Here is a 15023-nt window from a genome sequence, read left to right on the forward strand (position 1 = left end):
TTCCAGAGCTCAAGGCACAGGAGGCCACGTCCATGGGCGAACAATTTCTTAGTGTTTTTCTGTCAAAAAAAACCATCAGTGAATTACGCCAGCTTCTGCTCACCGAAAAGCCTTCTGTTCACGATCTGACGCAACTCATCGACCGACTTGATAAAGCACAGGCCTACGAACATCTCCGTCTATTGCTGGTTTTAGTCAGGGAGCAGGTCAATGAGGAGAGCGAGCAAAAGCAACTGCTGAACAGCATCAATTCCATTTTACTGGCTTATGCCTGTCAACACGATGACAGCCAGGACATGATGAACCGGCTCAATGAGCTAACGGCGTCGGCAGCCCCTGACGATGCGCTGTGGTCAGTGGTATTGGAAGAACTGTTGCAATGGATTAAGCAATCACGCACGTCTGAAGAAACCAAAGTAGTATTAAGCCGCCTGCCTCCCCCTGTTTGTGAAAAATTTTACCAACGCCTGCTTGAAACGGCTTCAGGCAAAGAGCACTGGGTCCCGTCCTTCATTCAGTTTGTTTTGTCTTCTGCCGAGGATCTTAAAAAAAGCCAGCACCTCGAAGTGTTAGCCCGCTGTCTGATTTTATCCCCTCTCCCGTGCACTACGGAGGATTTAAAATCGCTAAGCCTGTTATTAAGCACCCCGCAACTCATTGACGTAACCTTTCATTTGCGCGCGCTGGCATCCACTTATACCAGCAAGGACACCCCCAGCCATTCATCACCGCTTAAGCACCTTTATTTAAGCCATTACGAAGAATTGTTGATGTGCCTCACCATTCGGGCGACTGCGTCAGAATCAGAGTATCAGCAATTAACAGAGAACCATGCGGAACTGGCTAATTTACTGATGTCCAAGCAGTTAAAATTGCTGGACTCCGTGGAAGAGCAACGGAACCTGGTGTTTAAATTGCTGAAAAACTGTGCCCATTTCAACTGGCAGGATAAGCCATTTCACGCCTTTATTCTCGGGCAGATTGTCGATGTGCTGCAAGCCCTGTCAAGGGAACAGGCCGCCCTCGCGTTTAGCCAATACTATAATTACCATCATGACCGAAATTATTATGACGTCATTCGACTTCTTGATGCCCTTTTCGAACGAAAACCGGATGTTGAACTGATTCTCCACTGCCTGAAGCAGCATAATGATGTGGATAATTTCTTTATTATTAATTATTTGACCGCCAGCCGGACGCGCGACAATAAATTGCTTCGCGGCTGCCTGGACATGCTGGACATCAATCAACTGCTTAATTTTTGCGGGCCGTTTGCGGCGTTGGCGAATCTCTATCGTCACGAACAACCTTATTACCTTAGAATCTATTGCGACATCGTAATCCGGAAAATCACGCTGGCGAATAAGGTAAACAGCAACTTCCCTGAACTGGCAGCCGCTATTCCTGATCAGGCCTGGGATGAAATGGTCGATTTAGTCTTTAATCAGTTAAAGGGGCAACCTCAGGTACACTATGAATGGCTCATGGCCCTGCTGGGCAGTGGTGTGAATAAGGCCAAATTAATGCCCTATTGCCGCCTCTTGCTCAATCAGCCCATTTACGCCAATCAAAAGCAGGACATTTTAAAACAATTCTCCTGCAAGGAATTATTTGATTTCTACCTGTATCTGGTCCGAAATCAGGCAGGAGAAGAAGAATTTACCTGCTTTGTCGAACTGTTCAAGGAAACTGACCGAGAAACGGTGTTGCTTTACATTCTTTCCAATACGCCACTTATCAGCCGCACCTTCCTTGGTAAGTTGCTGGATTCCATTGAAATTAAAAACATCATTTATCTTGTGTGGTCACTGGTTGATTTAGCTCAAAAAGATGCCGAATACAAGGCCACGCTGGAGCAGGTGTTGCTTCATTTCTGCAACCGACTGCAACTAACCTATGATCTTAACGCACCAGTGCATCACTGGACCGATTGCTCAAACAACTCCCTTATTGCTGAACAGTTACTGTTAAGCCCCGCCTGTTTTCTTTCGCTTTGCTCGCGCTCGTCTTACCTGCAAAATTTCACACCGTCTCTGTTGCAGGGGATTGTTTGCCAGAATGTAGCGTCTGATCTTAAATTACGAATAACCCGTGTGCTGGATATCGCGAGACTTAATGAGGCTTCAGCGGATACGATAGCACTCAATTTACTCAGTCATTTTCGCGAGTCTCCCGCTGTCCTGCATGAACTGTTCGGCCATTTATCATTCATTGAAAGCAGTTTAAGCGAGGAAGGTAAAAAAAATTATAACCTTTTAAAGGCGAGTTGCTGGGCGTTGTTAAAACCCAAAGAACAGGAGAAATCTGTCGATGATGACAGTTCTGTCAAAATCCTGCTCACGTCTCAATTGACCGCCCCTCATCGTTTTGATGGCGTATTGACTACCTTGGCTAACAACCTTGCCCAAAACAAGGACGTGCATTTAAGTGCGTTGTACCTTACTCAGATTGAGCCTAAGAATTTTGATCAAATCAAGCCTGACGTAATGGTCTCTGTTTTGCTCCATTCCATGGATGACCGGACGCAGGAAAACTGGAAAAAGACAGCGCAGTATTTGCTGACTCAATCGCCGGAGAATGCCGTCGCTTTTTTGAAACGCTTAATCAGTGAATTAAAAAAATTTAAAAATAACCCTTTATTGGTGAATCAGTGTTTCCAGTTTGTCAGTCAATTGCCTTCGTTTGCAACCCTTCTGCCTTTATTCGATGACGAGCTCTTGCAGTGGCTGGTTAAAGAAAGCAATGAGGACTATCTGAAAAACAACTTCTGCGCATGGCTGAAGACGTTGGCTGACAAGCGGGGCCTTAACGACATTGCCCTGGGGCCTTTAATTTCCCGGTTGCCAGCCGATTCGCAATGGCTCAATGGCGTCTTGCAGCAACCAAGCTTAAGTCCCTACCTGCCCGCCATTTTTATTGAGTTGACCCGCCATGAGCGGTGTGAAGTGCATTGCATCTGTCTCTATCACCAGATTAATAAACTGGGTGCGGCTGAAAAACGCAAAGCCATCGACGCCATACAACAGCACATTGGGCAATCAGGACACCGACTCTCCATCGCCGCGCACGTATTAACCATGCTCATTCTTGATTTAACCGACATCCAATTTCACAATTTAAGTGACAAGGCCCTCATTCTTCAGCAACTGAAGCTCTTTCAGCAATGGATGAGCAATCGGGATGAAAACCCTTATTTCATCAAGGAACTTGAAAGTCAGTTGTTTAATCTCATCAATTTCCTTAACGAACGTGATATCCAGTGGCCGCGATTAATTTTAAGCGACAAAGCCTTTGCCTCGCTGGCTTTATCCTGTCTTTGCAGCGCAGAGGCCAAAACCATTGATCGCCATCCATTCACGACCCTGTTGTTGAATCACATGACTGTGACGCTTCATCCGGCTCTGACCAAAGACCGCATTTTTCAGAATTACATTAAACAATTGTTGCTTAATCCACCGGCGCTGCTGCAAGAAGATCAATTCACCCTGCTCTTTGATAAGCTGGACGCCGAAGAAGGCAGGCAACTTGCCCTGGAACTGCTCAAGCGGCCCGCGCTTGAAGACGTGCAATGGGCTGCCTTATTAACCTTGTCACGCGCATTAACGGTAAATGAACTATTTGCTATTTACGAAAAAAGTAAAACCCGCTTTGTGTTTGTGGATTTGATCGTCCGTCATCCGCAGGGGATTGGCCAACTCAATGCAATGCAAAAAAAATCGCTATTGGACAATCTGGACTCCGGAAAACAGCTGTTACGGATTTTAGACAGCCAGACCGGCATCGACAGCAAATTTGCCTTTGTGGCCGCCCTCTTTGACTACTTAGCTCGTACCAATACCTCACTGGAAGCCTGGCTTAACCGATTGAATGTTGACGGCCAGACCTTGGCCGCGCTGGCCAATTACACTTGCCATGAGGCGTATCAAACGCAATTACGGCAGCTGATTGAGCGAAATTCGTATCGCCAGCATGAAATCAGGGATTACCTTCATCATCCGACACTCGATATGCCGCTTAACCAGGAAGGGCTTCTGCATCAATTTGTCAAAACCCTCTGGCTTCATCCTGAACAGGGCCACTCATGCCATCCCACGCTCCTTAAAAGCCTCGATCTTAAGACGTTGAAAAACACGTTAAAAATTCAATCGCTGTTTCTGTCGCAGTTAAACAGCCTGCAAACCTTCTTTGAACCCTTTGCCAACAGCCAGGAAGTGGCAGCCGAAACGCTGGCTGCTGCGAGGTGGGTGCACCGTTTGCCGCTGTTCGGTGACGGCTTGCTTGAAATTATTTATTACTATCAGGCGTGTGATGATAAAAACATTAAAATCGCCATTGAAGGGACTAAACTCTACTCCAGTTTAATCAGGCCCCTGTTAGAACGCCTGCCACTCCAGGGATTATTTGACACCCAGCTTAATGAGCTTTATGCCCTGTTAAATGACTATGTGAAAGTTTTCCCCCCTGACAATTCCCACCGAAAATGGATACAAAGCCTCATCCATCGCTATGATTTCAGCCTGAAGAGTATGGAGCATGCCGCATCAACCCAGGTATACAATCTCTTCCTTCCAGGATGTAATCTGGGCAAAATGGTGAAAGGCAATGTCGCTCGCCTGGATTCCAAAACCATTCATCATCTCGTCACCAGCGAGCCCAAGCCGTTACCTGCGACCAGCATGTCCACCTTGTTAACCATGAGCGCCAGCCATCCCCTGTTATTGAAAGATAAAGAAATGCAAACCTGGCTTCTGGATTCTTTCCTGTTTTCCACCGCAGGCCGTTCCATTGATAATCCTTTGCTCCATACCTTGTTAAGCAGCGTTGACCCTGCGGGATTTACCGTCAAAATGCGGGAAATAAAGCAAAAAATGGACACATATCAACAGAGTTTCCTGTTCCTGCGGGAATTAAGAAAAGAAGTGGGTCTGTCCGACGTGGTTACATTATTATTAAAGCAGGACCAATCCAGGCTAAACCTCTTGTTGGAGGCCTGTGAGTTTGCCGAACTGCGTTACCTCACTCAGATTATTCTTCTGGTCCTGTACATGAAGCGTCTTAGGCTTACAACGGACCAGATCAACAGTTTACTGCCTTTACCGTCAATCAATACCCACGTGCTCGAATGGGTACAGCAGGATCTTGTTAAAACAGAGGGAATAACTTCTCTGCTGGTTGCACAACATCACTGCATCGAGCAGGAAGGGTTAACGTATCGTGCCGATAATAAAAACAGCGCCCGATTAAATGCCCTGGCAGCCACCATCATACGCCAGACCAGCCCCCTCCATTTCTACACCACGCTCAACAGCTACCTCGCTGTCTTTGAAAAAAAATACGACGACGAAAGCCGGGTAGCCTTCATCAGACTGCTGGAATCGCTCCTCAGTGAGGAGAAAAATCCAGCTGCGGTTTTATCCCACTTAAATCCAAAGCTGCTTGAGTTGGTCACTCACTACGTGCTCGATAACCAGGGTAAGCCGGTTTTCCTGCTGGAACAGTTGGCACTTAACGGTTATGGGCAAAAATGCCAGGCCCTGGCCAGAAGCAAATTGCAACAGCTCTTGGCCAACAGCCTGGCGATTGAGCCCGTGCCGGGTACACTGGATGAGTTGTCTCTGGAGCAATGGCGTCAACTTCCCGAATCAGACCTAGACACCCTGCTGCGCGTTCAGCACCTTCTGTATCTCATTGAACCAGCGGCTGAGTTAATCCCCTGGCGCAAACACCACCTGGACATAAACCCGCGTGTACGAGCCTGCTTCGGCGCGGACGCAAGCCTGTTTAAGCTGTTCACGCGGCTGGAGCAGGAAGCGCAGAAATTGCAAACCAAAGAGCAGTTACCGCTTAAATCCCTGGACAATTTACGCGCTGCCGTTGCTTTTTTAAAGCGGGAAAACAAAAGCCTGGCCTATCTGTCGATGGACAATTATCCGCAAAAAAGTCAATTCGCTGAACCGATCATTAATCAGCATTATTATCGGTTGTTTGCATTTCTAGGTGAAAACCCGGAGTCGCTCGTGGATGGCTTTATCGAATGGTTGGCCGCCCTGCACCCCGCAACACTTGATAAACAACAGTCATTAAACGAATTATTGCAGGACATCAGCAACAAGAACTTGGTGAACGAGCTTGCGGCGCGTCTCACCAATAAGACACTTCACCCCACGCAGGCCACGTGGATTTATACTCAACTCAAATCGTTTGCTATCCGCCGCGAACAACGCATTGAGATGGCCGCGACGGCCTTTGACTGGTCCTGGCTTCAAGAAGAAATCAGCACGTCATCGATGCCCGACAACTTAGCCCTGCTCAAAGCAGCCATGGCAAATGCCCGCCATCAGGAGGCTATTCTTGCCTCGGCAAAGAGTCAGCAGGCCTTTTTAAAATTGCTTACGGCTTTAAAATTTCCAGTCAATGAACTGATTCCATTGCTAAAAAACACCGTTCCCGCCTTGCGTTCCCTGATGGCCATTCACCTGCTAAGCCGGACAGATTACCTTGATAAACGAGGCGGCGAATCACTCCTTTTGTCATTAAACAATCTACCGGCTATGCTTCTGCCCCGGCGTCTGCAGAGCCTGACTCAGGCCATAGAAAAAAGCATGCTGACACAGGAGCTGCTGCAGGATCTGGCGGAGGAGTCTGCTGCCAGTTTATTTTGCTCCCCGTTGCATTTCCCTGGCTTTTCAGAAGCGATGGTGACCTTCCTGCTGAAACGTTTACCCACGCAACCCCGTGACAATCTCATCCGCTACTGGTTAAATCAGTACGCTACCTTCCCAGGCTCAGCGGGTCCCCTGATTGCTTTAGCCAATGCATGGAGTAAGCAGGTACTGACGACCCTTGGCGAAATGGACCCCGGCAAACGGCGCCCCCTGCTGATGACACTGATAGAGAAGCATCACCTGTTGTCAAATGGCAGCAAATTAAATGGTCTGGTTAGTTATTGCGACGAAACGCATTTGGCCTATGCCTTGCAACTGTACCTTCATGGACGTCAGGACATGCAGTCTTTAATTGATCTGATTAAAAATGCCTTGGCCACGATGGATGTGCAGAAATTATCCTCGCCGACACTGCAACTGTTGATTCGAGTGACAGAAGACAGTCATTTTGCCGATTTGCAGGCTCGCTTAAGTTCGGCGACCAGTGAGTACCTTCGCGAGAATGCCCTCAAAGGCAACTGCAGCCTCTTTTACGATGATGGCGTGTTGTCGATCCAGCGTTTGCGCAAGCCTTTAATCGATGACAAGGCAGAAAACGAGAAAGCGTCCCGGGGGCTCCTGGGCTTTTTATTCACCCCCGTGAACAAGGAACCGGAAGAATCCCCGTCACGGGATGAACCGGTTGTATTCAATGAAATGAAGGAAGAATTCAATTCCATTCTTTCCATTCATTATTTTTTAATTCATTATCGCGATAATGGCGAAGATTTAAAGCAGTTAATGACCCATTATCTGCAGTACTGCAGCCAGGAAAAGCAGGTTCATCATCTCCATGGAATCGCCTGGTTAATGAATCAAACCGGCCTTAAAGCACCCGTGCGTAAAATTCTGTTTGAAAGTTTCTGGAAATACCCTCAGGTTATGGATGGCAAAATTGCCTCCTGCCTTCTGCGCTATGATAGCATCAAAGTAGTCAAACGCCTGGGGCTGCAAAAAAAATACCTGGAATTATCCAACCTGTGCAGCCAGAGTTTACCTTACCTCGACCCTTATTCAGACACCGCCTCGATGGTACGTCTGGCGCAACAGGAAGCGGATTTTGAACAGGCATTAAGCATGACATCCTCTTTTTTACGGGAATGGCGTATCTGGTTCAAACGCTGCCTTTTTTATGGTTTCAGCGGCTGGTTTGTTCCTAAAAAACCGCAGTTTGTTACGCCGTTTGATGACGACCCCAGCCGTCTGGAACTGGTGTTTCCAGACTTGTCCGGCGATAAAAAGGAACCATCCAAAACCCATATCAAATCGTTAGCTGAACAGCTTCGTCAACTCGACAGTGACGCGTCCCTGGACGAGTTGACGGCATTCAGACAGGCCCTTGAGGTTTATGATTGGCAGGCTCAGAAACCGGAAGAATTATTGGTGCGTGAACAGACGGATCGCGTGTTCAGTGAACTGCTTCTTCGGGCTAAACGAATTGAATTTTCTCCCTGGCTCTCACACAACATGGATCCTTTTATTAAGAACCGCAAAACACTGCTTGCCATTTACAGCCAGAATGGCGATGAAAAAGCCCTGCGCTACCTATTGAATAAATCTACAGACGAATTGCCTTTATTTAAAGTGCTGGCGGATGAATGGTTTACATCGGCAGAGCCGCCGTTGCCGGAATCAAGCCACGTCGAACCAACGGATAACAGGCCAGCCGATCCTGGCCTTGTTGGTCAGTTCATTACCGCCACAGTCAATGCGGTGGTTTCTTTGCCCGGTTTGCCCAAATTATTATTCTGGGGCCCGGAGAAACCCCTTAAGACAGAGATGGAGCTCATCCCACCCAGCCAACCACCCATTTCCTCCAGCTGAGAGCAGAAGGCATTATTTTACCAATAGAGCAACAAATAACCCAAAGTGTTTATTTATTCCAAATATTGGAATATAATCACCCACTTTGGTGTTTTTACCATTTCTTTCTGGATAAAAAACAAGATCTTACGGAGTTAATGATGAGTCGATTTAAATTATTGGTATTGTTTCTTCTTTTTTCTTCAATGGCTGTTGCCATGCCTGAGCATCATGAGAAATTAAAAGGCACTGGCCTGCTGGCCAGTCAGGTTGTTGAAGGAAGCGCGTCGCTTTTCACCAACAAGGAAATCAGGGTTACTGCGGTAAAAAAATCAGGCAGCACCACGTACATTACCTTAAAGACCATGGATCAACGAGCAACCGCAACCCTGGCTATTCCTACACTGTCGACGCAGCAATTGCCTCTTGTCGCAGGACAGGTATTAAAAGTAACCAGTAATGCCGGAACTTATCTCCTCTATGCCGCCGGTCAGCTGGTTGCCGTTCTTCCACATGAATTTAATAAAACCCTTACCTTAAAAACCCACGCTTGATAATCAACCCGGCGTTTGCCGGGTTTTTTGCCACTTCATTTTGCTTTTTTTGTAATTATTAACTATTTTTAATTTCACTGAGACCATTAGCACACTCAGTACAAAAAATAATCAAGGAGAATGAAATGAATAAGGATATCTTTCAAGGCCGTTGGGAAGAAGTCAAAGGCAAAATGAAACAAGCCTGGGGTAAACTGACTGACGACGATTTACAGGCTATCGAAGGCGACCAACAAGAAATTTACGGCAAACTGCAACAACGTTACGGCTATAACCGTGAACAGGCTGAGAAAGCCATTAAAGACTTCCAAAACCGTTATCATTAATTTTCTCATTACAAGGAGAGTTACTATGAAAATCACCTCTTTTGTTTTTGCTGGCGTCATGCTGGCAACCACCAGCCTTTATGCAGCCAATACAGACATGACGTCCAACTGGGTCTGCACAACCAATGCCAGCAGCAGCGATGTTGAGTCAGATAAAGCAGCCGACAAACAAATGGCCGATAACGCCCGTTCTGCGGATGAAGCCTTTAATTTTGCCGGCCAACATTGCCGTGACTGCACAAAAATCACCTGTGAAGTCAAAGAGTAAGCGGCTTGCCTTCCATCCTCACGCAGGATGGAAGCACTTCCAGTGCCGTTTTCTCGCTGTGAAGAAGCCCTTCCGCATAATTCCTGCCTCCACGCCATTCCACCAAACTTTGCTTAAACTTAACAAAATAGATTTTGCTAATCATCAGTGCATGGCATAAGGTTATGTTAGTGGTAGTTGTTCCTGCTCGGCTAACAAGACATCGCCAGGAGGTCTGATTCGACCCGCCGTGTGCCAGCTTACCGTGAGTAAGACGCCTAACGCGAGTCATGTGACATCCACTTTGTGACCAGAACTGCTGCAGGACAACTTTCCACCCTTTTGGCATACTGCACCGCTATCGTTTATACTCTTCTTTTTCGTTGAATGATTTTCACCATGACTGAACCCACTAAACCTTACCGTAAACTTTGGCGATCCAGACGCGAAAAACGTATTGCCGGCGTTTGTGGTGGACTTGCTGATTATTTTTCACTGGATCCTTTCTGGATAAGGGCGGCTTTTGTGCTGCTATTTATCCTGGGCGGTTCATCCCTGCTTGTTTATGTCATTATGTGGTTGCTGATTCCACTCGAGCCTAGGGACTGGCGTTAACCGGTTGTTCATTAGTGACCGGCTCTTTTAACTTCCACCGCTTATGAAACCACAGCCATTGCTCGGGATGAGCCAGAATCATGCGCTCCAGTGCCTGATTATAGGCTAAGGTATTACGGTAAATCGATTCCTGGGTGGAACCGTAATCTGTCCATACCAATGGCTCAAAAAATTCAAGCACATGGCGGCCATTAGGCAGACGATGGGAAGCGGCCGGGACCACTGGGACCCCCGTATGGCGAGCAAAACTCGCCAGACTACGATAAGTCCCGGCTTTTTTACCAAAGAATTCCACCGCCACCCCATCACGGTTTTCCACGTAAGCATGTTGATCAAGCACAAAAATGACGGCATGGTTCTGCTCCAGCGCATCACAGACCTGTTCCAGGGAATTTTTACTGGGGATAACATTTAAACCCGCACGGTAATAACGGCGAAACATCATCCGCTCAATCCATTTATTGCCAAGCGTCTTGCGAATGAAGTGAAATTGGCCCTGAAACCGTTTGAAATTCAACACGCCGCCAATGGGGGCAAATTCCCAACTGCCAAAATGACCCGTTAAAACCAACACGCCTCGCTGGTTCGCCACGGCATTCAACATGTGCTCATGCCCACGCACTTCCACACGCTCTTTAAGCGCTTTTTCACTCATAAAACGGAGCAACAGGGTTTCTTTCAGCGACGTAGCCAAGTGGCCATAAAAGGCTTTGGCCAGGTGTTGTTTTTGTTTCAGTGTTAATTGTTCGCCAAACACCTGGTTGATATTCGCCATGACGATACGACGCCGATAGGGCAGGCAATGGTAGATAAACCGGCCGGCAAGCGTTAACTTCAAGGCGTCAATTTTTTCGGCGGCGTTATTCACAGGCTTTAATCACCACGCAGGCATTCATACTGGCAAAGCCGCGGTTAATCAGTACCGCATGGCGCGCTTGCGGTAGAGTACGGGTTTGGCTGTCAATGTTCAAGTCGGCACAGGCTTCGGAAATCGCGGTCAGATTGGCAATGCCTGGAACGCATTGCTGCCTGAGCGCCATGACTGTCAATACAGTATCCACCATGCCAGAAGCACAGATGGTATGGCCCATCGCCCACTTAAAAGCAGTGACCGGAATATCCTTTCCAAAGACCTGCCGAATGGCCTGCGCTTCACTGATGTCGGATTTTCTGTTGCCGTTACCGTGCGCGGCGACAAAATCAATGTGCCCGGCATCCACTCCGACGTTGCTTAAGGTGGTTTGAAGGAGTTGCGCTAAATGCGCACCGTCTTCATTCAATGAAAACAGACCGGAGGCTTCGGAGCCTGACAAACCGCCGGCAATTTCAGCATAGCATGTCGCGGCCCGCGCCGTTGCACTGGCTTCACTTTCAAGAACCAGGGCAGCTGCTCCCTCCGCGAGGATGGTGCCATCATGGTCGCGGTCGAACGGCTTTAAATGCCTGGCGCTGACGACGCCAAGCTTGTCATAGTAATACAAAGCCTGAGGTTCTATACCCATATCGTAAGCGACCACTACGGCGCGTTCAGCCTGGCCGCTTTGGATGGCATGGAATGCTTCCAGTAAAGCCTGGGTGCCGCCTACGGCATGGTTGGTGACGTTGTGATTAGGGCCCTTAAAACCATAGGTTATGCCAGTATAGGCCAGCACATTATTGGGTAAAATACGCAGCAGCCACATGGGGTGGACTTCGTTAAACAACTGAGCGGCAAATCGTTGCATGTCGCCGTCGGTTTTAGCCAATAAGGGCAAGAAATCGTATTGCTGAAAATATTTATTGCCGGGAGAGCCCACATACACACCGGTTTGTTCATCAAATGCCGTGGCTGAAGGCAGCGCGTCACGGTAGGCAATCATCTGACTGTGCTCGACCGCTTGCACGGCCGCATTAATCCCCATGACATCCTGGCGCGAAATGACTTTCATCAATTTGCGATCCGGCAGCATTTTAGCCGGCTGGAAGTGTTTAAGTTCTCCCCCCAGAGACGCAGGCCAATCGGCCAGATCCCATTGGCTAATTTTATCAATACCGCTTTGACCGGCAAGCACCGCGTCCCAGGTGGCAGCGGCTGTGTCGCCAGAAGCCGTCAGGGCGCTGTATCCGGTAATAAACACACGATTAGTCATGAGCTGCCCCTCCAAATTCCGGGTGCTTAAAGAGCAGGCTGCTGTTTGAGCCGCCAAATCCAAACGAATTGGATAATACCACACCAACCGCTTTTTCACGCGGTCCATCGACCACATAATCCAAATCACAGTCAGGATCAGGCGTCGTTAAATTGGCGGTTTGGGGGATATAGCCATGGTGGATGGACAAGACCGATAGGACGGCCTCCAGCGCCCCCGCTGCCGCGATCAAATGACCGGTTTGGCTTTTGGTCGAACTGGTCGGCAAGGTACGGGCACGCTCTTTAAACACCGCCTTGATGGCATTGGTTTCGCTCAAATCATTCATTTTCGTTGAGGTGCCGTGCGCATTGATGTAATCCACATCGGAAGGCTGTACACCGGCATCCTGCAGGGCCCGTTCAATGGCCTGGATAGCGCCGTCGCCATTGGGGTGCGAATCGGTAATGCGATAGGAACTCAGGGAATTCCCCTCGCCGGCCAATTCCGCATAAATCCGTGCACCGCGCTTTTTAGCCTTCTGCCATTCCTCAAGAATCAGGAAGGCCGCGCCCTCGCCAAGAACAAAACCATTGCGGGTGGCATCAAATGGCCGGCTGGCTGTCGTCGGCGTGTCATTGTAAGTGGACAGTGCGCCCAACAGGCAAAAACTGGATAAGCCCAAGGGATTAATCATTGAATCATACCCGCCGGCAAGAATGTAATCCGCCTCGCCGCGGCGAATGGCCTGCATGGCGAGACCCAGGGCCTGACCACCGGAGGCACAGGCGGTGTGGACGGAGGTGGCATATCCTTCAATACCAAACTGTTGAATCAACAGGGATAAACCTGAATTGGACGTGGTTTGACCGAAATCGGCAAGGCGGTAGAAATCACGGGCGTTTTCCTCAAGCAGCTGCCAGTTAATCTCACCCTGCTCAGCGCAGGCGCGCTGAAAACGCTGCAGGTAATCAAATTCGGCCGTCATCATGCCGCTACCCGCCACAACGCCCCAACGCGCGGCGTTGTGCTTTTCGGGCAAAATGCCGGCATCATCGAAGGCCTGTTGTGCCGCATGCAGGGCATATTGCGTAAACGACATGGCAAAACGGCTGTGTTTCCCCTGAAGGGCTGCCTTTGGCGTAAAGGATTTCACTTCGGCGGCGATGCAGGTTGGAAAGCCGCTGGCATCAAATTGTCTGATTTCAGCAATCCCGGATTCCCCAGCCATCAGATTAGACCAGGTCGCTGCCACATCGTTCCCCAAGGGGGAAACCACACCCAAACCGGTGATAGCTACACGTCGTTTACTCATAATCAATTACCTTCTGTGGTCATCACAACCTCTAAAACACAAACCCTGCGGCCATCCACTTCGCTGCGATAACTCAAGATCAATTGCTGCTCGTCCCGATGCTTGACTTTAAGGTAGCAGAGTAACCGATCGCCAGGCTGAACGAAATCACTCATTTTAATTTTACGCAACTCAACCACACGGTAAGTCACCGGAAAATCAGCCTGAGCCAGAAACTCACGGGCGAGATTGAGCTTGCACTCCAGCAATACGGTCATGGGCAGCACCGGTTTTCGGGGAAAATGATCGGGAAAATAGGAGGCCGAACGGCTGATTAATTTTTCAGCTACACATTCCACGCCGGGCACCGAGGAAAGAATACGGTCGAACCCCATGCAGGCTGTCGGGGTCACTGAACGGGCAGGGATTGCGTCGGGGTTAGCCTCTGAGGGTTGCCATTCGCCGGGCCGATTAATTTCGGCAAACTGGGCGCGGACCTCGTCTTCGGAAATAAACAGCGCCATAGGGAGCAAAGGGCCTAAAGCCCCTTCGACCGTGAAGATGGTTTCGCCGTTGACGCTGGCTTTACTGTGGTATTGTACGGAACTTTCATCAAGCCGCTCGATAAACGATTCAAGCAACAGGGTGTCGCCCACATAAGCCGGTTTAAGCGGGCGGGCACTGGCCACCACACCCGCAACCGGCCTTGCCGTAAACTGGTTCATGGCCATGACATTCCAGGCGGCCAGTTGCCCTAAGGTTTCACCGATGAGCGAGGAAGGAAAGCATGGCTTGCCCTGTTCATCACGCACAAGGTAAGCATCATCGCAGGTGACATGCTTCACACCGCGAACCCACTCCCCCGGGACAAGCTCAAGGATTCTGTCAACAAATAAAAAGCGCATCAGGCCACTGTTTCAGTTGTTTTTTGATCATTAACGGCAGCAACGACTAATTTGCAAAACGTTTCGACCGTAAACAACATGGGAATTTCATTGACCTTCAGGTTGGCTTTGAAATGCTCAGCCGGCACTTCACTTAAATAGTTCTTCAACGCCTGCATGCCTTTGACTGTTAACACGCCGCCTTTCTCAAACTCGTCTTCAGCCAAATCACCGCGGGCATTCTTTTCCAACTGACCACGGGGGATTTTGATATTGAATTCTTTTTCGAGTTGGAAAACCAAATCGAGAAAATCAATGGATTCCGCCCCCAAATCAGCAATCAGACGGCTTTGTTTTGTTACGTCTTCTTCATCGATCACCAACACGTCTGCGATAATTTCCCTGACCTTGGGGTACACGCTGTCTACATTCATATTCTATCCTCAGAGCTCATCTAGTTAGAAAAACTCCAGAGTATATCATAATTT

Annotated in this window: 10 protein-coding genes; 5 read left to right on the forward strand and 5 right to left on the reverse strand. The window is 48.7% G+C overall.

What is annotated here, in order from left to right; all coding sequences use genetic code 11:
- Positions 1 to 32 precede the first annotated feature (32 nt).
- From GH742_RS13590 to GH742_RS13610, 5 genes are all read left to right on the forward strand, one after another.
- A complete protein-coding gene (locus GH742_RS13590) occupies positions 33 to 8528 on the forward strand; it encodes a hypothetical protein (RefSeq protein ID WP_203455417.1) in 8496 nt (2831 codons plus the stop codon).
- Between the two features lie 137 nt (positions 8529 to 8665).
- The gene (locus tag GH742_RS13595; RefSeq protein WP_203455418.1) at positions 8666 to 9061 is read left to right on the forward strand and encodes a hypothetical protein; all 396 of its coding nucleotides are present in this window, start codon (positions 8666 to 8668) and stop codon (positions 9059 to 9061) included.
- 125 nt (positions 9062 to 9186) lie between these two features.
- Positions 9187 to 9387: a CsbD family protein gene (locus GH742_RS13600; protein WP_108294419.1), complete on the forward strand. Its 201-nt coding sequence runs from the start codon at positions 9187 to 9189 to the stop codon at positions 9385 to 9387.
- A 25-nt stretch (positions 9388 to 9412) separates the two neighbouring features.
- Entirely contained in the window at positions 9413 to 9655 is a 243-nt protein-coding gene (locus GH742_RS13605) for a hypothetical protein (RefSeq protein ID WP_203455419.1), read from the forward strand.
- A 378-nt stretch (positions 9656 to 10033) separates the two neighbouring features.
- Positions 10034 to 10249, forward strand: a complete 216-nt coding sequence (locus tag GH742_RS13610) for a PspC domain-containing protein (protein WP_203455420.1) — start codon at positions 10034 to 10036, stop codon at positions 10247 to 10249.
- Here the strand turns inward: GH742_RS13610 and GH742_RS13615 are convergent.
- Genes GH742_RS13615 through GH742_RS13635 form a run of 5 tightly spaced genes read right to left on the reverse strand, consistent with a single transcriptional unit; the run spans position 10233 to position 14969 of the window.
- Entirely contained in the window at positions 10233 to 11117 is an 885-nt protein-coding gene (locus GH742_RS13615) for a lysophospholipid acyltransferase family protein (RefSeq protein WP_203455421.1), read from the reverse strand. The two genes, GH742_RS13610 and GH742_RS13615, sit on opposite strands and share 17 nt — an antisense overlap.
- Complete coding sequence (locus GH742_RS13620; RefSeq protein ID WP_203455422.1) at positions 11110 to 12378, reverse strand: beta-ketoacyl synthase; 1269 nt, start codon at positions 12376 to 12378, stop codon at positions 11110 to 11112. The genes GH742_RS13615 and GH742_RS13620 overlap by 8 nt, the downstream gene beginning before the upstream one ends.
- Entirely contained in the window at positions 12371 to 13672 is a 1302-nt protein-coding gene (locus tag GH742_RS13625) for a beta-ketoacyl synthase (RefSeq protein ID WP_203455423.1), read from the reverse strand. The genes GH742_RS13620 and GH742_RS13625 overlap by 8 nt, the downstream gene beginning before the upstream one ends.
- A 2-nt stretch (positions 13673 to 13674) precedes the next feature.
- Complete coding sequence (locus GH742_RS13630; protein WP_203455424.1) at positions 13675 to 14556, reverse strand: 3-hydroxyacyl-ACP dehydratase FabZ family protein; 882 nt, start codon at positions 14554 to 14556, stop codon at positions 13675 to 13677.
- The gene (locus GH742_RS13635; protein ID WP_058532451.1) at positions 14556 to 14969 is read right to left on the reverse strand and encodes an acyl carrier protein; all 414 of its coding nucleotides are present in this window, start codon (positions 14967 to 14969) and stop codon (positions 14556 to 14558) included. The genes GH742_RS13630 and GH742_RS13635 overlap by 1 nt, the downstream gene beginning before the upstream one ends.
- Between the last annotated feature and the right edge of the window lie 54 nt (positions 14970 to 15023).

Origin of the sequence: Legionella sp. MW5194 (assembly GCF_016864235.1) — a bacterium.
Taxonomy (GTDB): Bacteria; Pseudomonadota; Gammaproteobacteria; order Legionellales; family Legionellaceae; genus Legionella_C.

Bases quoted from the DNA above. Each gene is read 5' to 3' on its own strand.
- GH742_RS13605 (WP_203455419.1), top strand. From the start codon at position 9,413: ATGAAAATCACCTCTTTTGTTTTTGCTGGCGTCATGCTGGCAACCACC.
- GH742_RS13610 (WP_203455420.1), top strand. From the start codon at position 10,034: ATGACTGAACCCACTAAACCTTACCGTAAACTTTGGCGATCCAGACGC.
- GH742_RS13590 (WP_203455417.1), top strand. From the start codon at position 33: ATGGGCGAACAATTTCTTAGTGTTTTTCTGTCAAAAAAAACCATCAGT.
- GH742_RS13620 (WP_203455422.1), bottom strand. From the start codon at position 12,378: ATGACTAATCGTGTGTTTATTACCGGATACAGCGCCCTGACGGCTTCT.
- GH742_RS13595 (WP_203455418.1), top strand. From the start codon at position 8,666: ATGATGAGTCGATTTAAATTATTGGTATTGTTTCTTCTTTTTTCTTCA.
- GH742_RS13625 (WP_203455423.1), bottom strand. From the start codon at position 13,672: ATGAGTAAACGACGTGTAGCTATCACCGGTTTGGGTGTGGTTTCCCCC.
- GH742_RS13635 (WP_058532451.1), bottom strand. From the start codon at position 14,969: ATGAATGTAGACAGCGTGTACCCCAAGGTCAGGGAAATTATCGCAGAC.
- GH742_RS13630 (WP_203455424.1), bottom strand. From the start codon at position 14,556: ATGCGCTTTTTATTTGTTGACAGAATCCTTGAGCTTGTCCCGGGGGAG.
- GH742_RS13600 (WP_108294419.1), top strand. From the start codon at position 9,187: ATGAATAAGGATATCTTTCAAGGCCGTTGGGAAGAAGTCAAAGGCAAA.